The following is a 21121-nucleotide window of genomic DNA, read 5'->3' as shown; positions in this document are numbered from 1 at the left end:
CACAAAAGAATACAGAAACAAATTACCAATATTTAATAAGCAATCGTAAAAACAATAAATAACTTGTAAAGCTTTTATAAAGATATTATTAGAAGATAAATAGTGTATTAAAATAAAAAAGACATTGACAACTGAATAGATGAATTTTTCATGGATATTACCGATAGCATTCATTTATTTGCTAACGACCCATACGAATTCGCTTTGAAATTCAAACGTGAAATATATGAACATACACGCATTGAATGTACGATCGGAATTGGTCCGAACCCTTTAATGAGTAAGGTTGCTTTAGATATTGAAGCAAAGAAGAACAAAGAAGGAATTGCTCATTGGAAGTATGAAGATGTCCCAACTAAATTATGGAGTATACGGCCACTTAATAAGTTTTGGGGTATTTCGTACAAAACAGAAGAAAAGCTGAATCGAAAAGGAATACATTCTATCGGAGATTTAGCGAACTATCCTCTTAAATATTTAAAACATAGTTTTGGCAAGATCGGAGAGGAATTGCACCTACATAGCAACGGGATTGACTTCAGCCGTATTTCGGAAAAATACATTCCTGCTACAACTTCTATTGGGAAAAGCCAAATTCTAATGCGTGACTATACGATAGAAGAGTTTCCGATTGTACTACTGGAACACATTGAAGAAGTTTGTTATCGCCTTAGAAGACAAAACAAACTTGCTCAAACCGTTCATTTTTCTGTTGGTTATAGCAAGAGTTATAACGGTGGTATTAGAAAAACACATACTTTAAGTCGTCCGACTAACTTAACAATGGATATTTATAAGATTTGTACATACTTTTTACATGAACAATATACTGGAGAACCTATCCGCAGCATAAACATCTCTTTAACGAATCTAATGCAAGAAGGGGAGGAACAAATTTCTCTTTTCGATAATGTCACGCAACGAGAAAAAGAAGTAAAACTAACAAAAGTAATGGATGAAATACGCACAAGGTTTGGGAAGAACAGTATTTTGCGGGGGATTTCCTACACGCATAGCGCCACAGCTAGATACAGAAACACACTAATAGGGGGCCACAAATCGTGAACAATGCTAATATGCCAAAAGGAAGAAAAATGGTCAAATGGACTCCATTCGTTATCAAGACCTAAATTCAAAAAACATTTAAAATATCAAGCTTCTAACATATTGTATATGACTAATATGTTAGAAGCTTTAAAAACGAAAAAATTGTCCATTTCCAAGTGGAAATGGACAATTTTTGTTTTAAGGTGTTATATAATTCTTAAATTGATGAGCCTTTAGTTTTAAACTAAATTATACTCTCGACACTCTTCACAAAATAATTTCGTATCGTATTTATGTTCTATATAAACTTGATGCCATACCATAAATGCTAGTACTGTCCAAATTTTACGGCTATAGTCAGCTTTATCTGTACAATGTGCCTCCAGTAAGTTTAATACATATTCTTTATCAATTAAATGTTCGGTTTTACTTTCTTTAATAATGTTTAGAGCCCAGTCATGCATTTCATCTTTTAACCAATGACGGATTGGTACTGGAAAACCAAGTTTCTTACGATCTAGTACATGATCGGGAACAATACCGCGTACAGCTTCACGTAAAATGGCCTTTGTAGTTCTATTGGCAATTTTGAATTCTGTTGGGATTTTAGAAGCGACATCAAAGACTTCTTTATCTAGAAATGGAACACGTAATTCTAATGAGTGAGCTGTAGACATTTTATCCGCTTTTAATAAAATATCTCCACGTAACCATGTGTACATATCAATGTATTGCATTTTACTTACATCATCATAATCCTTAATTTCATTATATAATGGTTTGGTTACATCCTTATAGTTAACACTTTCACTGTAAGATTGCATTAACTTCATTTTCTCTTTTTCACGGAAGATCTTTGCATTACCATAGTAACGTTCTTCAATTGGTGTACATCCACGCTCTAGAAAACTCTTTCCCTTAAAACCTTCTTTAAGCGCTCCACTTAAAGCTTTTAAAACCGTTTTACCTGGGGTTGGGATGTATGAGAACATTTTTAAAGAGTTTGGCTCACGGTAAATATTATATCCTCCAAATAGCTCATCTGAACCTTCACCAGAAAGAACAACTGTTACATGTTTACGCGCTTCTTTTGCAACAAAGTATAATGGCACTGCTGCTGGATCTGCTAATGGGTCATCCATATGCCACATGATTTTTGGGAATTCATCCATAAATTCTTGTGGTTTTACCAATACACTATAGTTTTTTAAATCTAATTTCTCAGCAGTTTCTTTCGCTACATCTATTTCACTAAATCCACGGTGCTCAAAACCAACAGAGAATGTTAAGAGATTTGGATTTATTTCTTTTGCAATGGAAGCAATAATAGACGAGTCAATTCCGCCAGATAAGAATGCACCTACTGGAACATCACTGCGCATATGTACTTTTACTGAATCATATAATACATCGCGAATTGCTTGAATGTGTTGCTCTTTTGGGGTATCTACAGCATTGAAATATGGTTTCCAGTAGCAATGAATCTCTATCTCTTTTCCAATTTCTTTTATGAAATAATGACCAGGTTCAATTTTGTTGATATCATTTGTTAATGTTTCCGGTTCTGGTCCATATTGGTACGTAAAATAATGTTGCAGGGAAGTTGGATTTACCTCTTTATCCTGCATTATATGTAAGATACTTTTCTTTTCAGATGCAAAGAAAGTCGTATCATCCTGTTCTGCAATATAAAGCGGTTTAATACCAAAATGATCACGCGCGCCAAATAATCTTTTCTCTTGACGGTCCCAAATAACAAAAGTATACATTCCACGAAGATGTTTTACACATTCTTCTTTTACATGAGCATATAATGCAACAATAACTTCCGTATCTGACTGAGTTGAAAAATTTGCCCCCTGTTTAATTAACATTTCACGTAATTCTATATAATTATAAATTTCACCATTGAACATAAGTATATAACGTTCATTTTCATATGTTAGCGGTTGATGTCCAGCATCCAAATCAATAATGCTTAAGCGTCTAAACCCAAATTGGACATGTTCGTCACGGAAATATCCTTGATCATCCGGACCGCGATGGTATAGCAGATTTGTCATATTTTCAAATTGTATTTTCTCTGTTTTCGAATAACTTTTTGCAGTATTATACAGGCAACCCACATAACCACACATTTTTTTACCTACTTTCTATTTATCTATTCCTTAAAATTTCAATATTATGATCAACTTCAAGAAAGAAAATTACATTCTTTATTTAAGGCGTAGCATACATTTAGTGCTTATAAATTAATATTTATCTCAAATAGAAATTCTAATAAATTTAGCTAAAAAAAATTAGTATTGATAAGTCTAAATAATTTAAAGCTTATTTAAATTATAAATCTATAATAGTATAGGGCAATGCCGATTTTTCTATCACTACCATAGATATGGTCTATAATTTTTCTACTGGTTATTTCAATTTTTATTATTCTTTAATTAATTTTCTAATCTGTTCTTTACTTTGTTCAGAAATAGGAAATCCCAATTTTATAATTTCATTTGTAAGCAATTCGATAAAATTTCTAGTGCCGAACCCAATAAATTTATCTCTACGCAAGATAAGGTTAACCTCCCTACTAACACTCGGATTTACTATTGGAATAGCTGATAAATCGTTATCTTCCGTAATATCCAATAGAGTTTTAGATACAACTGTTACTCCAAAATCACTTCTAACAAAATCGAATAATGATTCGATACTAGAGGTCTCAATAATTGGATACATATTTATTTTCCGTGCTATGCATGTATAGTCCAATAACTTTCTGCATTCATGATTATCTGGGAACAAAATTAATGGTAATTTATTTAATTCGGAGAACTGTATTTCTTTTTCATTAACTAATGAATGGTTTTTTGATAACACTAAAAATAGCTCATCAGTGTACAATGGTATTTTTATAATTTTTTCTTCTTCGAATACGTAATCAGAAGAATCAATGGTAACAGCAAAATTAACTTGATTCTGATTTATTAATTCTAGTATTTCATCTGAACTTATAATTTTCACTATTACTTCTGGATAATTTTTATGAAAATCTAAAATTAAAGTGGAGACTAAGTTTGTTAGTTCGCCAGGTAAAGTGGCAATTGCAATTTTACCTCCTTTTATCTCCTTTAATTCACTGATTTCTTCTTTTACATTATCAAGTGCATTGAAAATAGTTTTACATTCCTTTGCTAAAATGTATCCCACATCTGTTATAGCAATTTTCTTTCCTAATCGATCAAATAACGGCATACCTATTTCATCCTCGAGAGCTTTAATTTGATGACTTAATGTAGGTTGTGTAATACCTAATTTATCAGCCGCTCGTGTAAAATGCAGTTCCTTACAAAGTGTTATAAAATACTCTAATTGTCTTAATTCCATATAACAATAATCTCCTTACTTAGTTAATTAATTTCTCAAAACCCTTTAATTCTCCCTATACTTTATCATTTCGTTCATTTATAAAAAACGTAATTTCTCCTAATAAAATGTATTAGGAAAAATTACGTTCCTTATTTATGTTATGGTATACATACTTTAAGAAAAGATTATATAGTCTACTATAGAAAATAGACCGCTCATTCTATACTTAGTTCACTTTATTTGTAAATCGTAATACTTATTCTTCAACTTCTAAAGGTATATTATGACTATAAGTTTGATTAGAACTTTTAATCTGAAATCCTTCAAAGAAATCGATCGTTATACTGTCGTCAACAAAAGCTAAAGATGCTTTGTTTATATATAATGGTTTCCAGTTTGTTTGCATTTCTTCATAGCCAATACTTGATTTAATAAGTTTAACTCTCAGAACTCCATCTAATGGAAGTCCACATCCTCCCATTTCATATTGAAGGAATCGAAGGTGATTTGGATATTTAGTCTCTAAATTTTCGAATTGTTTCATAGCAGCTTCTGTAACAGTAATTTGAATTTGCATATTATTTCCCACCTTGTCTATTTTGGATTAAAAGATGAATATGTTACGAACTCCCACTGATTTGTGTTACAATTCATTGTTTGAATGGCTTCAACTAATTGAAATTGAATTAATCGCTGGGATCCGGGAAATTGAGAAATACTACTTTCGTCAATATCCCAAATAATACTTGCTTTCCCAGTTAGTTGTAATGTATCACCAGTAGAAAAATCAAAGAACAATAGCCCTACATTAGGATTTTCAATAATGTTTCCGAGCGTATTGAATAGCATATTACCTGAGTAATCAGGAAATACTATTTTTTGTTCGCTTATAATGTGAATAAACCCTGGCATCCCACCTCGATGGGAAATATCCATTTTCCCATCTGAACTGGAACTCGCAATAATGAAAGTATCAGCTTGACTAATCAGTTCTTGCTGTTTTTCATTTAAAGCATACTGCTTATTAAATCGCTTAGTCTCACCAACAACTGTTTCGTTATAAGTGAAATTTCTCGCCTGAATGTATTTAGGGCAATTCCCAAATACTTGTTCAGTTTTAACTTCAAAACTTCCATCCGAAAATTTGTTTACAACCGAACCATTTATACGAATTCTTATCCTGGAAGCAAAGTCAATTACGATGATTCCAACTTCTTTATTGTGAAGAATATTTGTGAATAATGGATCACCTTCATTTATACCAACATTTATTTTAATTGCATCGCAATCTACTGCTTGAATAATTCCTTCTTTTCCTGCTAAAAATGAACTCCACACTCTCCCTTGTTCATCCATAGAAGATATCATGAATGAGTTTTGTCCATTTAGAAACGCCATAAATTTTTTTGTCATTATTGGCTGAATCATTGTACTAGCAGTATTCGCTATTTGCTGTACACCAAGCCTATTGTGTACAGCACGTTCCCCAGAATGAAAAACATCCATATACATCTCTCCAATTTACTTATCAATAGGACTCATACTAATGGCTGCTCTACAAAACACTATTATTTCGCCTCCTACGGAAACTTTTTCTAGCAAGGTTACTTGCTTTTGTTTTTTTGCTATCTTGTAAAGCACCTTCATTCTAACTCTGACATTTCCTTTTATCAATTCTATCGTTTCTATAATTATCATAGGTGTTATCTATCGTTAAATTAGAACTTAAAAATCTGCACGTAAATTCATGTTATTGAATAAAATTTCATATTGCATAGATATAACTATCATTTATGCTGTATTCTTCAATATATAAAAAAGATATAGAGCTAATTATTACTGAGACTGTTACTTGTGAAACACACTTTAAGTAGACCATTGTCATTATTTATATCTTTTCATAGCCAGTACTACAATAACAACTTCGTTATCGATATTTTTTTAAACTATTCCCTTTATGTCCCTATAAATATATAATTTCAAAAATTTATCTAAAACTACAAAAGGAACAATTAATCATAGATAAGTTCTATTGATTATATAGAAATCATTGCATTGATAAATAATGGAGGCTTTATATAATTAATTTAAGCTCATGAGCTAGCAATAAGATTTAAAAATATCATTTCTTTATAGGAGGACATTTTCATGCAAAAAACAGTTGCAGGTATAGTAATTCCGGATAGTAAGATAGCAGTAGAGGCGCAAGAAATACTTCGTGAATATGGTAATGACTTACTATGGAATCATTCGAATCGTGTTTACTTATTTGGTGCTCTTCAAGGTAAAAAAGCTGGGCTTAAGTATGACGAAGAGTTATTATATGTTAGCGCCCTCTTCCACGATCTTGGCCTTACAAAGAAATTCAGTAGTCCAGATAAGCGTTTTGAGGTAGATGGTGCAAATGCTGCACGTAGTTTTCTTCAACAACATGGTATGGATAATGAGTCAATTAGGTTGGTTTGGGATGCAATTGCACTTCACACAACAATTGGAATTGCTGAATATAAAGAACCTCAAGTTTCATTAATTTATTCTGGAGTAGGATACGATGTTATGGGCGATGGATATAATGAAATTCCAGAGGAAATTCGTGAACAAGTTGTATCTGCTTTCCCTCGAGATAATTTCAAACAAAAAATCCTTCCTGCTTTCCTTGAAGGTTTCGCTCATAAACCTGAAACTACTTTTGGGAACATTAAAGCAGATGTTTGCTCATTGCTTCTTCCAGGCTTTAAACGCAAAAATTTCTGCGATTGCGTATTACATTCACCTTGGAAAGAATAGCCATAGAGATAAAAAAAGCTTGCCATTAATGAAAATGGCAAGCTTTTTTAAGCAAATAACATCTAATAATTTGCAAGAAATTAGAGAGACCAACTAACTAATTTTTGTTTAATAATCAAAAACTTAAATTAATTAAAAAACATAAAGAATAGCTATCTCATAATGACGTACATAAATTTATATAAGCGTTTTGATCATTATAAAGTCAAATTGTTCTTCATCACCCATATAAAAAGAGTGAACTCCAGTTTGGACAAAACCCATTTTCTTATAAAAGGCAATAGCATTTTCATTCTTTTCCCATACACCTAACCAAATTTTCTTTTTATTATGTTCCATTGCAATTTCTATAGATTTATTTAGAAGATATTTACCAAGCCCATGTTTTTGAAACTCACCTTTTATATAAATTCTTTCGATTTCAAGTGATTCATCGCCCATTTCTTCAGACTGTGCATCATTAGTATTTACCTTTAAATATCCAGCAACTTCATTATTAAAATAAACAAAAAAGAATTGCGAAGCGACATTCGATAATTCTTTTTCCAATTGTTTTAAGTTAAATGCTTTTTCCAAATAAGCACTCATATTTTGAGGTGAATTCTGATCCTTAAATGTCTCATTAAATGTTTCATAGCTAATTTCTTGAAGTGTATATAAATCCTCAAGGGTACCCTTTTTTATGTTTATAGTCATTTAAATATGTCACTCCTTTATACAATCAATAATTTCTCTTGTTTCCCTTTTTTACAAATTCCCAATCTTTTTCTATATTTTTTCTTATTTTTTGAAGAAAATTGAAAATGGTATCCACTTCTTTTTCAGAAAACCCTTCTAATGCAACGGTATTGGAATAATCATTTTCTCTCTTTATAAAAGGATAAATATTTTTTCCTTTCTCCGTTGGAAAGAGTTTTTTTATTTTTTTGTTATATTCATCATCCTTTTTTTCAATAAATCCATTTATTTCGAGTTTTTTGATAGCACGAGCTGCTGTTGTTCTATCCACTTTTATCATCTCAGATAACTTTTCTTGAATAATTCCTGGGTTTTCACATATTCGTACAAGGTACAAATACTGCCCTTTTGTAAGTTCATATTCTTTAAATTCTATATTACTTATAGAATCTAATGCCCTTGCTATCATTCCAATTTCACGGAGAATTTCCTTCATAGCTAACTCCTTATCGTATGTTTTTATTGCAAATGCAACATTTTAAGGTTACATTAAATATACATCTTTTTTATTGTAATTGCAACAAAAATAACGGTAAAGAGGTTGATTAAAATGAAATATGTGTTCTATGTATTAGGAATTTTAATATTAACCCTTGGTATTTCTTTCACTATACAATCAGACCTTGGAACTTCACCCTTTGATGCACTCTTGGTAGGACTGTCTTTAAATGTGGGGCTTACTGTGGGGAGTTGGGAAATAATAATAGCTTTATTATTGATATGCTGCAATTCATGTTTAAAAAGACAACGACCAGAAGTTATGGGGTTGTTAACAGCATTCATAACAGGTATTGGTATTGATATGTGGTTATTTTTATTACGTCATTTAATTACACCTGAAATATGGTACAGTAAAATGATTTGTTTTGGAATCGGCTTAGTTATTACAGGATTAGGAACTGCAACATATTTACACACAAATTTTGCACCGATTCCTATTGATCGCTTAACGTTAATCGTACAAGAATTAACTAGAACGAATATATTTTTATCAAGAACGCTCATTTATCTCGTATTCTTGATAATGGCAATATTTTTACATGGACCAATTGGTGTTGGTACTGTGATCACCGTTTGTTTAGGTGGACTAATCCTTAATTACTTTATGCCATTTACTAAAAAATTATTAGACCCCTTAATAATAAAACCTAGTCCTTCATCAAATGATAATAGGAATAAAAAGCATTCAATATAGAATGCTTTTTATTCCTATTATTTTAAGTATATTCCTTCACAACATTTCCAATTTTACTTAACCTAAATTCAAACTTCCCTTTTTATACTCTTTTACGCCATCCATGCTTTTTTTAACAGCTCCACACCGATTTGAATTTCTTCGAAAGAAAGATTTCCAAAACCAAGTTTAATGATTGGGCTGTCAGTTGTATTTTTAACAAAATAACGCGAAGTAGGGTAAACTTGAACACCATAATATGAAGCTTGTTTTATTAGCCATTTTTCTGAACGGTTTAGATATACCTTTACTAATACAAACAAACCAGATTTTTCACCAATGATGAAAATATTTTGATTGAATTGCTCCTTTAATACGGACACTAGGTGTTGCATTTTTCGTTTATAAACTAGACGCATACGTTTAATATGACGATTCCATTCTCCTTCTTCCATAAATTTAGCCATTGTGAGCTGACTAAAAATTGAAGTGGTACTCTCAAAATGAAGAAATTGATCCTTATAATCATTTATAAGTGTCTGGGGCAACACCATATAACTCAAACGAATTCCCGGAAGAAACGATTTTGAGAAGTTTCCTAAATAAATGACTCTTGATGAATCAATTGAAGTTAGGGCTGGAAATGGCTGTTGCGTATAGCGAAATTCACTATCGTAATCGTCTTCAATAATATACCCTTTCATCTTGTTAGCCCAATGAATTAGCATTTGACGTTGTTGGATAGACATACTTACTCCATATGGGCTGTGATGAGAAGGTGTTACATAAATTACTCTTGAGTTCGTTTGATCTAATTGTGAAAAATCAGCACCTGTTTCATAAACTGGTAAAGTTTTAATCCTAAAATGATGAAATTGAAAAGCTTTCCTAGCGCCATCATAACCCGGATCCTCTACTATAACACTTGAAAAATCATTCTTCAGAATATGTCCTAGGTTAATAAGCATTTGTTGGGTACTACTGCCGATAATAATCGCATCTTCATCTGCTTTCACCCCACGGGATTGAAGTAGATATGTGGAAATTTGTTTACGTAAACATACTTCACCAAAAGGTGACCCATATTTAAAACTATCTTGTAATGTTAATACTTGATTGGCAATCCTCCTCCAAATTTTCAAAGGAAAATGTGTTTGATCTACGGCACCTGCTCGGAAATCAATAAGAAGAGGTGTTACTGATTCTTTTTGTTTTTTAGTAAAAGGGTTTAACTTTTCTTCGAATAAGGGGGGCTCTAACTCATTTACGAAATAGCCTTTCCTTCCTTCCCCACAAATATATCCTTCAGCTACAAGTTGTTCATAAGCTGTTAATGTCGTATTACGACTTACTTGAAGAGAATCTGCGAGTTGACGAATGGAGGGTAACTGTTCATTAGGAAGTATATCTCTTCGTTCAATCAAATGTTTAAACTCTTCATAGATTTGTTTGTATTTAGGAGAGTCATTATTTAGAGAAAAAATGATATTTTTCATTTGCAACCCCTGACATGTTTATTTGTTTAAAATTGTACCTTTTGACATGTCTATTTATATAATACTATGTATTACAAATCAAGTTAATTGAGGAGGAGGCTGATTATGTATATTCCTAAATACTTTAAAGTCAAAGATATCGATGAAATTCGAGAATTTATTCAAATGAATCCATTTGGAACAATTGTAACAATAAAACAAGGTAAACCAATTGCTACTCATTTACCATTACAGTTAAATAAAGAAGATGATAATTACTATATAACGGGACACATGGCTTATGGGAACACTCAATGGAGAACATTCGAAATTAGTGAAGATGTATTAGTTATATACCAAGGACCACATGCTTATATCTCTTCTTCCTGGTATGAACAAGAAAATGTACCAACATGGAACTATCAAGCTGTACATGTATATGGTAAAGCCACTATTTTGAAGGAAGAAGAGTTAAAACAAGATCTTACAATGTTACTACAGAAATACGAAAAACACCGTAAGAATCCAGTTTTATGGGACAATCTTTCGCCTCAGTTATTAGAGCAAGAATTAAAAGGCATTGTTGGATTTAAAATTAAAGTGCAAGAAATTCAAGCTGCATATAAATTAAGTCAGAATCGCAATGAAAAAGATTATCTTAACATCATTAATAAATTACAAGAAGAAAAGGATTTTGATTCTCAAAGAATGGCAAAAGTAATGAAAAAGAAAGTTTAAAGTCTCAAAAGAGTACTATACTCAACTTCTGCTCACGTATACATCATTCATTTATATGATGCAATTGTAGAGTGATTTATAAAGATAGTTCTCTAAAATCGAAATATAATTGGGAAGGAATTAGAAAAATGAAAAACCCTTTTATCTCTTTTAGTGTAGCAATGGTCACACCATTTTCTACTAATGGTGATCTGTATTTAGAAGGAATACCATCATTAGTTGATTACTATAAAAAGCACAAAGTTCCTGCATTATTGATTAGTGGTACCACTGGTGAACAACACTCTATGACCGTTGAGGAACGTATGGCTTTATTTCACAAAGTAAAAAAAGAAGCAAAAAATGATTTGATTATATATGGAGGAGTTGCAGCTGTTCAAACCAACGATGCGATAGCATTAGCAATTACCGCAGAAAAAGTAGGACTAGATGGTATTATGTTAGGGTTTCCGCCATATTTACGAATTAATCAGCAAGAAGCATTTAACTATGTCTCAAAGATTTGTTCAGTAACCCATTTACCAATCATGATTTATAATAACCCTCCACGAACCGGGTTTGATTTACATGTTGAAACATTAATAAAATTAGTTGGAAAATTCCCTCAAATCGTAGCATTTAAAGAAGCTGGTGATGTGAGCAGTGTACCAATTGTGAAAAAGAAATTAGGACCGGAATTCATTGTATTATCAGGATCTGATACAAATATATTTGAGGATGCTGAACTTGGATATAACGGTATTACTAGTATTTTGGGGAATATTTTTCCTGAAGAGATACATAATATTATTAAAAACTTACAAGCTGGTGACGAGGAAAAAGGGCTAAACCAATTTTCAAAACTCTTGCCCTATATGCATTCGATTATAGAAATGGGAACACTTCGCACAATTAAATACCTATTAGAAAAGCGTAATATACAGGTTGGAATTTGCCGAGAACCCCTTTCAACATTAAGTATAGCGGAAAAGAAAATTATCGATAATTTTTTTCAATCATTTTGAAGTAGCTTATTCTTATGAAATGAAGATAGGAAATAGTTAATTGAATTTGAACATAAAAAGGGCTAATCCTTTACGGAAATTAGACTTTTTATGTTCAAATTCGCTTAGCGTAAGAAATCTGCAATTTGTTGGTGCTACGCCATGAAGGATTCAGTCTTGATTGCATCTAAGTAGGTATTTGAATGAAAGGAATGCTCAAAATATCAATAAAATACCGTTAATATTTTGAGCATTAGCGCGGGTATATTGATGGTGTTTATTCCCACAAATTTTAAGTGTGTACGATAAATTCCATCTTCTTATTTGCTTATATCCATTTATATCTGTTTATATACGTTTGCATATGCCACTTTTAGTTGATTCCGTAATTGCTTGTTTTCTTCCTCAATTTTCTTGATTCTTCGTTTCAACGATTCAATAATTACATCTTTATTGCTGTCACTCATCTCATGTTTTATCTGTTTTGAGGTAGAGGAGTGTGCTTGCTGTTGACGCAGGGTTTCAATACGTTTACGCAACTTCTGATTGTTGTACAGTGTGGCTTTAGCGATCCTGGCTTCGCTTGCTACACTATTAAAATTGATGTTCTGATTGGCTCGTACGAGCCTTTGGATTGCTTCATCAACTTTTTTAGAGGTGACTGCCTTTCTGGATGCATGAATTGCTTTTAGCTGTTCTATACGATCATAACTAGCCATGTTTCACACCATACTTTCTTTTTATACGATTTTGCCGACCAAAAATAATATTACCTTCTCTAATATTATTTAAAATGCCTTGATATCTGTTTAAATTCTGTACATGTTTCTCAACCATATCCTCACGATTATGCTGTTTAGCTACTTCTACAGCCCTCGTTGTTGTTTTTATGTGCAACTCATATTTTTCGATATCCAGCTCTGAAAATCCAATCGCTAAATCTTTGCAAGGACTACCACTATTACATGTCAAACAAGGTGGAGCTTCCATATGTGGGCAATCTCCTTTCAGTCGTGCATGACATGTTCCGTAAGGATTATCCATTGCATTTAATTTATGCTCTTGCCAGAGTGCTTGTAATATATCATCAGGAATATCTTCACCTACATTAATCTTTTGTACCTCACCGTTCAAATCAAAGCTGAAAACCCCTTGATTAATAACAGATTCGAATGCTTTTCGCTTAGTTTCATCCAATAGTTTGGCATACCGTAAAGTCATCTCAGGAGAAGCATGGGCTAATAATTCTTGTACTGTTAGAATATCTGCACCGCCATTCAATAATTTCACAGCATATGTATGACGAAATTGATGAGTTTTAAAACGAAATATATTACCATCTTCATCTACAATATGTTTCTTTTTTGCTAGTTCATTCAAATGACTTCGAATCCAACCTTGAGTATATGGCTTACCTTTTCGTGTCCCCTGATACCTCACAAAAATATATCCTCCTGGATTATTATCTTGCGTACTATTTTCTTTGGAATATGAAATTAAAACCGAAAGAATTTTCGCGAGATCCTCATCAATTGGAATTCTATGTCCTTGCACTTGTGTTTTTTCAATATCAGTTACAATGGAATATTTACCATTCAATTGTACAAGACAATCTGTTGTGAGTTCTAACACATCTGAAATACGAAGTCCTGTTTTAAAAGCTACCCATACCACTGGTATAATGTCTTCAGGTAGGTCTTTAAGGTGAGCAAATAATTGTTCCAGTACAAAATCAGGAATGTAATCAATTTGCCCAAAGGGCTTTTTTTTCACTTTAGGTTTGTCCCCTGGGAAAATCAATAATCGTACATCTTTATTTGGCGCAATGCCATATTCGTATTTTTGAACATCTCCCAAAAACTTATTTATACATTTCAACTCTTCTGATATATATCTTTCTGAAGGGTCAATACCTTTATTTTTGGTGTATTCATGCAACCATTGAATGTATTGTTCCATATGAGGTCTTTTGAGATTTTTCAAATCATTCCAAGTTGGTTCCAATGAAAATATGAAAGCAAAAAATTTATTCAAAGTCCTTAGGTAAAATCTTGATGTCGCAAACGAAAGATCGCTTCGTCCCATTAAACGTTGTTTAATATACTTTTTTGTACTCTCTCTAATTTTCAACGGTTCTATTTTAGTAAAATCGAGGTAATGCGCAGTTAAACTTTTGCTGTAGTATATCCCATACTTTGTGTGTAATATCCGTACATCCCAACGGTCTTTCTCCCATTCATCACGAGAATCTGCTAACACCAAGAAGTTGGAATAGATGATACGAAAATAAGTTGCTGCGGGGGATTTATGTGTATATCCATCGAATACTGTGGTCTTTGATGTCTTTGTTATTGGAATTCCTTGCTGTTTTAACCAAAACCACCATTCTCGTTCAACCTTATCCATATCTAAATCAAATAAAGAGAAAAGATGGGGGTATTTTGTGTTAAGAAAAAGAGATAATTTGTTTAATAATGCGGCATTCCCATCAAAACTACTGCTTAGTGCCCAATGTTCTTTAAATAATTTTTGATACCACACATATTTTATTTCAAGGTTAACAGTTGGACTATTTATTCGAAAATACACATTTCGTCGTTTTCCTTTGTAGTTATCCGCCATTCTCCGAAATTGAGGGATTCTTTCTAAGAATTCAATGTTCCAACTGTCATTAATTAAAAAATAAGCTTCTTTCACATGTTTAGTGGTAACAAATCCATCAGGTTGAATTGTTTTTTCCATATAACTAGAGAGTTCATATTTTAATCGTTCATGAAAATTGACTTCTCCTATATTTGTTTGCTGTTTTCGCTTCATGTTTACCACCTTCAGCTTTTTTCATCAATTTTGAATGCATCTTGCGCTTTTTCCCAATCCTTACGGATGTCTTCATCCGAAGGGTGGAGATACAAATTCATTGTTGTTTGAATTTGGGCATGTCCCAATCTCTCTTGTACTTGTTTGATGTCTTTTGTTTCCTGATAGTATATAGTCGCATGGGTATGTCGGAGCAGATGGGGGTGGATGTTAATTTTTGTTTTCTTTCGCAAGCGTTTGAAGAGAGATTCTACATCACTATAATTCATAGGTCTACCCACATTTCTCCCACGTAGCTTAACAAAGACAAAGTTTGTTTTAATATCCAGTTCATCCATAATTTCATACAGATAATCATCATACAAATTCATTAGGTGTTGCGATACAAATATCTCTCGTTCTCCTGTTTTGAGCTTTGCACCATTCTCCAATTCTCCTCGATCCATCAAGCGAATCCGATGTCCTTTTCTGTGGTCAAATATAAAGTCTTCCAGGAATAGAGAGAGGGCTTCTCCAATACGCAATCCTGTTTCAAACAGAAGTTGAATAAGGAAAGCATCTCGTATATTTGTAGTAGCTGTGAGAGTTTGTTGCACTTGCTCTTTTGTGAGAACTTGAATCTTTTTACGAGGCTCTTTTACTTTCAAAACATTTCGGATAGAAGGCTTATTCTTATTAATATGATGTAAAAAACTCTTATAGCGTGTTTTTCCACCTGTATAAATCTGGCGCATTAGTTTTTCATTCATGTCCTTAGACAATTCTTCGTTACGGTATAAATAATCATAAAAATTTGTGACAGCAGTGATTGTTAAATTAACTGTTTTTTCAGCCTTTTTAGATTTTACAGGTGAAAAAGACATTACATTTAAACTAGTATACGGATGACGCAACCATCCAACAAAATCTGCTAGATGTTCTAATTTTATTTCTTTGTAATCTTTTTCAGTTTCTCTCAAATATACAAAGTATTGTTTCAGCGCATAACAGTATGTCTTTTGAGTATTCCTACTTTTACCTGTGCTATCCAAATATTTGAGATATTTTACAACGGGAACAATCGGAATCCCTCTTTCATCTACTAACATGTATTTTATACTTTCCTCTAGGATAACCTCTTGTACTCGCATAGAATTCCTCCCCTAGATTCATACTAAAACTAACGATTGTTTTTCCACCACCACTCCTATAGAAATTGTCCTCCCACTATAAAGAATAAAATTCCATCACATTATAAACATAATATACTAGATTATTAGCGTACAGTTAACGATTATATAATGTAACAAAAAAAGAATACTAAGCTCACATATTGAACATAATATTCTCTTTTTATTGTAGTATATTTAACCGTTTGCCGCATTAACATCTCAATTTGATGGGATACGTGAAATGATTAAGGAACAAAACAAAGTTACTCGTCCGATTTTAACACCTGAAGAAAAAGAACGAATTGAAAATATGCTCTTATGTTCATTAGTATCAGAAGAGGAAATAATGATTACATATTATGAGGACGGTTATTTGCTCTCTAGTTATATGACCGTTGTTGATATTGACCCGTCAAATAGCGCTGTTGTATGTACAGATGCTTTTTATAACAAGATGAAATTGCAATTCGTTAATGTAATAGATGTAAAATAGAATGAATTACTATACTCATGCTTGGATTATTTTTATGAAAATACGTTCGTTTTTCAGATTGAATTGTAGTTTTTTATCTTTATATTTAAATTTATGAATAAAAAATAAGAATTAATGTGATAAAATGAAAAGGATATGAAAGATTGCTGATATATGTATTTATTGTAAAAGTAGTGTTAGTAAAGTATTGGTGGTTCAAGTCAAAGAAAAGACATCTGATGGTTTTATTGAATGTCACGCATTATAATACAAAAGATGGGTAGTGAAACAGAAATGATATCTGCTTTACTACCCATCTTTTGTACTACAAATGACCTCTTTTACTACAACAACATTTTAAAATCTTATATAGCTAACGCACTACGTTAGCTGAATTAAAATACTTACTGATAACCTTACTTCACTAAGTACTGCTGAATTTCCTTTATTAAGAGTTCTGCCCCTTCAGGACTAAGAACAATTTGTCCATTAGCTAATGACATGTTTTTTTCTGAAATATCACCAGTTATTGTACAAGCATCATGTGACTTGTATTTTTGTAAAATTATCTTTTCGCCTTCTACAAATATCTCTATAGGATCTTTTTCTACGATTCCTAATGTTCTTCTTAACTCTTTCGGTAGAACAATACGTCCTAATTCATCTATTTTACGTGTAACACCTGTTGATTTCATGCTATACCACCCTTTTATTTGTTTTTTAATCGTTCAATTCTTTTAATAAATCTTCATGTTTCTCACATAATCTATATACATCTAATAATAATTGCCTACCATTTATTCCTCCCCATTGATTAGATATGTTAACACCGTGCAAATATTTGATTAAATCTGGATTCAATACGGCATTTTTTATTTCATCTATACTCATTTTCATTTCTTCTTTAGGTATCTGCCCTCTCCCCTTCGATCTATCAATCACATATGGACAGACGGACACGGACTAAACGATGTGTTTTTTGTATCATTTGCATTTAATACTACAATTTTATCGATAAGATTAATTGCTTTATCTAATGAAATATTTTTTTCATAACATTTATAGCCTAGTTCTAATGTTAGAATTGTAGCTTCACTTAATAGATATTGTTTTTGAATCTCCTCAATTTCTTTTCCTATTTTACGAAGATTAATATACTGCTCTATAGACATATTTTTGTTCTCCTCTCACTACACTTATATATCTGAATTTCTATTGTCATCTTTTATTTCGTTTTCTCTTTCTTCAGCTTCTAACATAAATTTAGTGTAAATCATTATCTTTTCTAGTTCATCTTTCGTCGCATTATAATCTGTGATATAACGTTCTTTTCTTCCGGGACTCATATATTTATTTTTTTTCATTTCATTTATTGTTTCTATATTAAATATTTTCCCTTTTCCTTTTAACTCATGCAAGAGTTTTAAATTAATAGCTAGACCTATACTCCAAAGAATCAAGCCGATAACGAAAGAAAGTAATAGATGTACCGAAAGAGAATTATCAGTGAACATGAAATAGAGAAAATAAATAATTGAGATTATCCACAAAAATGGATTGTAGTATTTCTGTATATTTTTATACTTTCGTATTTTTATTTCGTGTTGCTTTTTTCTTATTTCAAGAGTCTCTAACATGTATAATCTCCTTTTAAATAGTTTACAAAGGTCCATTTGCTAAATGCTCGTTTTTCATACGTTACCTTACTATGCTAGTACGCCACAATTTCGCCTAACAACGTATTAAATTTATTTATGGCCTAATCACTTTAACAATAGCAAACACCAGAAATCATTATAATAAACTTAAAACTATTACATGCAACGAGACCCCTGTATACTGACTAAATATTTCAGTGAATTTGTTATAAGTGACTTTGAATTTATTCTTAAAAATAAGTAAAATTACAGAACTAATTAAACATATAATTGCGCCGGTTAATCTTTTGATGTCAGGAGTATAAAGCTGGTTAGTTTTTAACCATAAGATAATACTCATCACTATGACAGTTGTAGAAAAGATGAAGATAGAAATGATAAGAAATAAAATTCTGATAGTCACAGCATCTTCATTTTATAGTAACAGTTCTAATACATCAATATTAAAAACCTTATATATAAATTTATAGAAATTTATTAAGGTTATTATATAACTATAAATAAGATAAAGGGTGTTCAATATGACTAAAAAGAAACATTTTGAACTACCTCCACATTCACTTCGTTTAGAAGTGGGGGATTCCTAAGTAAAGAGTTCTATCGAACTCTAATTTATTAGGCTATCTCCGCAGTCCTTGCGGTTAGAAGCCTTATCGCTTCATTCTTTAAATTAATACTTGCGTTAATATCCCTATCATGATGTGTACAACAAGAAGGGCAGTCCCATTTACGTAGATTCAGATTTTTAACGTCTTTGTTTTGGTATCCACAACAAGAACATAATTGGCTAGAAGCAAATGTTTTCGATACAACAATGACTTGTTTGCCGTACCATTTTGCTTTATATTCCAACATGGTTCGAAACTGTGACCAGGATACCTCACTAATTGCTTTTGCTAACTTATGATTCTTTAACATATTCGATACTTGCAAATCCTCTATACCGATAACATCGTGGTTTTTGATGATTTCAGTTGAGATTTTGTCCAAGTAATCTTTTCTAGCATTTGATATGTATTCATGAATTCTAGCTACCTTTACTCGTTGTTTATTCCAGCGAGAAGATCCTTTCATTCTTCTAGAAAGAGTACGCTGTGCTTTCACCAATTTATCTTCTAATGATAGGAAAAACTTCGGATTTTTATAGAGTGTTCCATCTGACAAAATGGCGAAATCTTTTAGTCCTACATCTATTCCAATGTAAGAATGTGTTTTCGGAAGTTCTTGTACTTCTATTTCAACTAATAGTGACACAAAATACCTGCCAGAAGGATTCCGTCTAACTGTAGCTTTTAAAATACGTCCCTTTACTTCACGACTTTTGGCAAATCGAATAAGACCTAGTTTCGGCAACTTTATCCTGTTTCCTACAACAGCAATGTTTTCATTTGTTTGTTTTGTGGTGTAAGATTGTACGTTGTTCTTCTTAGATTTAAAGCGGGGGGCGCTGTTTTGTTTTTTGAAAAAGCGTGTATAAGCATCCGCAAGGTTGCGAACAGACGACTGAATCGCAATACTATCCACTTCTTTTAACCAAACAAGCTCTTTCTTCATGGCAGGTAGTTTGGCAGAGCATGTACCATAGGTCAAGCCTTTTCCTGTCTCTTTGTATGCGTGATCCCATAAGGATAGGAAATGATTAAATACAAAGCGAGAACAACCAATCGTTTTGTTGATTAGAATTGTTTGTGCTTGATTTGGATAGATACGAAACTTATAGGCTTTATTAATCATCATTTGTTTCACCTCCATTTTGATATATATCTATTATATACCAAACGTACATTCGTCATATAGTGAAATGATCATGACAAATTGTCAATTAACACTTTACTACCTATCGAACAATTAATATGGATTCCTGCCATCCCTTGTCCGAAGTCAACTTATCTAAATCTGTTCTAAATTTATACGTATTATTAATTGCATCAAGATTATAAGCACGTTATAATGGTCACCTAATCACATATAAAGAGGTGCAGGAAATGAATAAAACAGAATTAACAAAAATAGTAGCAGAAAAAGCAGAACTTACACAAAAAGATGCATCTGCAGCAACACAAGCTGTATTAGATACAATTACAACTGCACTAGCAAGTGAGGAGAAAGTTCAGATTCTTGGATTCGGTACATTTGAAGTACGCGAAAGATCTGCACGTACAGGACGTAACCCACAAACAGGTGAAGAAATGCAAATCGCTGCTTCAAAAGCACCTGCTTTTAAGGCTGGAAAAGAATTAAAAGATGCAGTGAAATAATTACATATAATGAAAAGGGTTTGATATTCATATCAGACCCTAATGAGACTAACTTAGTTTTAGATATAGAAAAATTTAATTTTCCTAATAGTATTTGAGATGACTCTGCTAATTTGATAAAATCATAATATATGTAAATTTGCATGTTTAAATGTTTATTTTAATGTTATACTAGATTTAACCAAGAAGCATCCAACAAATTATGATTAATCACTACATTTTCTTTCATAGTATGTCAACGTAAAAAAGACACTTTCTATAGTGTCTTTTTTACGTTTCTAGATGAATACATTGACCACAACTTATATTATAATACCCCAACAAAAAAACGAATTTTTTACGTTAGGCAAAAAAACATTAAGCTGTCCACATGGACAGCTTAATTAGTCGGGTAAGCGGGGGGCATCGCTGCCCCCAACTCCCCTCAGAACCGTACGTGACAGTTTCCCATCATACGGCT

General features: G+C 32.1%; 20 protein-coding genes and 2 pseudogenes. 7 read left to right on the top strand and 15 right to left on the bottom strand.

The genetic code is table 11. The annotated features are described in order from the left end of the window. Window positions 1–135 precede the first annotated feature (135 nt). Window positions 136–1065: pseudogene (locus PDK19_RS22410) on the top strand (DinB/UmuC family translesion DNA polymerase); the annotation flags it as partial. 221 nt (window positions 1066–1286) lie between these two features. On the opposite strand, the gene asnB reads toward PDK19_RS22410, so the two are convergent. The 4 genes from asnB to PDK19_RS22390 all read right to left on the bottom strand — a co-directional run bounded on the left by asnB (window position 1287) and on the right by PDK19_RS22390 (window position 5916). Next, a complete protein-coding gene (asnB, locus tag PDK19_RS22405) occupies window positions 1287–3185 on the bottom strand; it encodes an asparagine synthase (glutamine-hydrolyzing) (RefSeq protein WP_000334699.1) in 1899 nt (632 codons plus the stop codon). Window positions 3186–3480: 295 nt separating this feature from the next. Continuing rightward, a complete protein-coding gene (locus PDK19_RS22400) occupies window positions 3481–4428 on the bottom strand; it encodes a LysR family transcriptional regulator (RefSeq protein ID WP_000423355.1) in 948 nt (315 codons plus the stop codon). Window positions 4429–4666: 238 nt separating this feature from the next. Further along, complete coding sequence (locus tag PDK19_RS22395; protein ID WP_001166855.1) at window positions 4667–4987, bottom strand: iron-sulfur cluster biosynthesis family protein; 321 nt, start codon at window positions 4985–4987, stop codon at window positions 4667–4669. 17 nt (window positions 4988–5004) lie between these two features. Next, the gene (locus tag PDK19_RS22390; RefSeq protein ID WP_000382294.1) at window positions 5005–5916 is read right to left on the bottom strand and encodes a pyridoxamine 5'-phosphate oxidase family protein; all 912 of its coding nucleotides are present in this window, start codon (window positions 5914–5916) and stop codon (window positions 5005–5007) included. A gap of 642 nt (window positions 5917–6558) precedes the next feature. On the opposite strand from PDK19_RS22390, the gene PDK19_RS22385 reads away from it, so the two are divergent. Then, complete coding sequence (locus PDK19_RS22385) at window positions 6559–7197, top strand: HD domain-containing protein (protein WP_001174224.1); 639 nt, start codon at window positions 6559–6561, stop codon at window positions 7195–7197. A 177-nt stretch (window positions 7198–7374) separates the two neighbouring features. Here the strand turns inward: PDK19_RS22385 and PDK19_RS22380 are convergent, their stop codons facing one another. Both PDK19_RS22380 and PDK19_RS22375 read right to left on the bottom strand, forming a co-directional pair. Next, the gene (locus tag PDK19_RS22380) at window positions 7375–7893 is read right to left on the bottom strand and encodes a GNAT family N-acetyltransferase (protein ID WP_000154467.1); all 519 of its coding nucleotides are present in this window, start codon (window positions 7891–7893) and stop codon (window positions 7375–7377) included. A 25-nt stretch (window positions 7894–7918) separates the two neighbouring features. Further along, window positions 7919–8371, bottom strand: a complete 453-nt coding sequence (locus PDK19_RS22375; RefSeq protein WP_000658979.1) for a MarR family winged helix-turn-helix transcriptional regulator — start codon at window positions 8369–8371, stop codon at window positions 7919–7921. Window positions 8372–8485: 114 nt separating this feature from the next. Here PDK19_RS22375 and PDK19_RS22370 point away from each other — a divergent pair, with 114 nt between their 5' ends. Then, on the top strand, window positions 8486–9130 hold the full coding sequence (locus PDK19_RS22370) for a YczE/YyaS/YitT family protein (protein ID WP_016099827.1): 645 nt from the start codon (window positions 8486–8488) through the stop codon (window positions 9128–9130). A gap of 92 nt (window positions 9131–9222) precedes the next feature. On the opposite strand, the gene pdxR is transcribed toward PDK19_RS22370, so the two are convergent. Then, window positions 9223–10605 carry a MocR-like pyridoxine biosynthesis transcription factor PdxR gene (gene pdxR / locus PDK19_RS22365; protein WP_000789405.1) on the bottom strand — a complete coding sequence of 461 codons (1383 nt, stop codon included), beginning with the start codon at window positions 10603–10605 and terminating at the stop codon, window positions 9223–9225. A gap of 105 nt (window positions 10606–10710) precedes the next feature. Here pdxR and PDK19_RS22360 point away from each other — a divergent pair, with 105 nt between their 5' ends. Further along, complete coding sequence (locus PDK19_RS22360) at window positions 10711–11322, top strand: FMN-binding negative transcriptional regulator (protein ID WP_000275816.1); 612 nt, start codon at window positions 10711–10713, stop codon at window positions 11320–11322. A gap of 128 nt (window positions 11323–11450) precedes the next feature. Next, window positions 11451–12326, top strand: a complete 876-nt coding sequence (locus PDK19_RS22355; protein ID WP_000795224.1) for a dihydrodipicolinate synthase family protein — start codon at window positions 11451–11453, stop codon at window positions 12324–12326. A 317-nt stretch (window positions 12327–12643) separates the two neighbouring features. On the opposite strand, the gene PDK19_RS22350 is transcribed toward PDK19_RS22355, so the two are convergent. Genes PDK19_RS22350 through PDK19_RS22340 form a run of 3 tightly spaced genes read right to left on the bottom strand, consistent with a single transcriptional unit; the run spans window position 12644 to window position 16252 of the window. Next, window positions 12644–13024 carry a DUF6262 family protein gene (locus PDK19_RS22350; protein WP_000179341.1) on the bottom strand — a complete coding sequence of 127 codons (381 nt, stop codon included), beginning with the start codon at window positions 13022–13024 and terminating at the stop codon, window positions 12644–12646. Beyond that, on the bottom strand, window positions 13017–15122 hold the full coding sequence (locus tag PDK19_RS22345) for a tyrosine-type recombinase/integrase (protein WP_000823956.1): 2106 nt from the start codon (window positions 15120–15122) through the stop codon (window positions 13017–13019). The genes PDK19_RS22350 and PDK19_RS22345 overlap by 8 nt, the downstream gene beginning before the upstream one ends. Before the next feature lie 11 nt (window positions 15123–15133). After that, the gene (locus tag PDK19_RS22340) at window positions 15134–16252 is read right to left on the bottom strand and encodes a tyrosine-type recombinase/integrase (RefSeq protein ID WP_001265876.1); all 1119 of its coding nucleotides are present in this window, start codon (window positions 16250–16252) and stop codon (window positions 15134–15136) included. Between the two features lie 220 nt (window positions 16253–16472). Here PDK19_RS22340 and PDK19_RS22335 point away from each other — a divergent pair. Beyond that, window positions 16473–16766: pseudogene (locus PDK19_RS22335) on the top strand (YolD-like family protein); the annotation flags it as partial. Between the two features lie 395 nt (window positions 16767–17161). Here PDK19_RS22335 and PDK19_RS22330 read toward each other — a convergent pair. The 5 genes from PDK19_RS22330 to tnpB form a co-directional block, all read right to left on the bottom strand. Continuing rightward, on the bottom strand, window positions 17162–17440 hold the full coding sequence (locus PDK19_RS22330; RefSeq protein ID WP_000843054.1) for an AbrB/MazE/SpoVT family DNA-binding domain-containing protein: 279 nt from the start codon (window positions 17438–17440) through the stop codon (window positions 17162–17164). Between the two features lie 25 nt (window positions 17441–17465). Further along, a complete protein-coding gene (locus PDK19_RS22325) occupies window positions 17466–17657 on the bottom strand; it encodes a hypothetical protein (RefSeq protein WP_033679280.1) in 192 nt (63 codons plus the stop codon). Window positions 17658–17683: 26 nt separating this feature from the next. Next, a complete protein-coding gene (locus tag PDK19_RS22320) occupies window positions 17684–17917 on the bottom strand; it encodes a hypothetical protein (RefSeq protein ID WP_000021283.1) in 234 nt (77 codons plus the stop codon). A 24-nt stretch (window positions 17918–17941) separates the two neighbouring features. After that, window positions 17942–18382, bottom strand: a complete 441-nt coding sequence (locus tag PDK19_RS22315) for a hypothetical protein (RefSeq protein ID WP_000894490.1) — start codon at window positions 18380–18382, stop codon at window positions 17942–17944. Window positions 18383–19018: 636 nt separating this feature from the next. Continuing rightward, window positions 19019–20137, bottom strand: coding sequence for an IS200/IS605 family element RNA-guided endonuclease TnpB (gene tnpB, locus PDK19_RS22310; protein ID WP_195743185.1), 1119 nt, complete (start codon window positions 20135–20137; stop codon window positions 19019–19021). Window positions 20138–20388: 251 nt separating this feature from the next. On the opposite strand from tnpB, the gene PDK19_RS22305 reads away from it, so the two are divergent. Beyond that, window positions 20389–20661 (top strand): HU family DNA-binding protein, encoded by a 273-nt coding sequence (locus tag PDK19_RS22305; protein WP_001043933.1) that lies wholly within the window; start codon window positions 20389–20391, stop codon window positions 20659–20661. Window positions 20662–21121 lie beyond the last annotated feature (460 nt).

Source organism: Bacillus cereus group sp. BcHK124 (assembly GCF_027712065.1).
Classification (GTDB): domain Bacteria; phylum Bacillota; class Bacilli; order Bacillales; family Bacillaceae_G; genus Bacillus_A; species Bacillus_A pacificus.
This window is presented reverse-complemented; position numbering and strand designations above follow the sequence as displayed.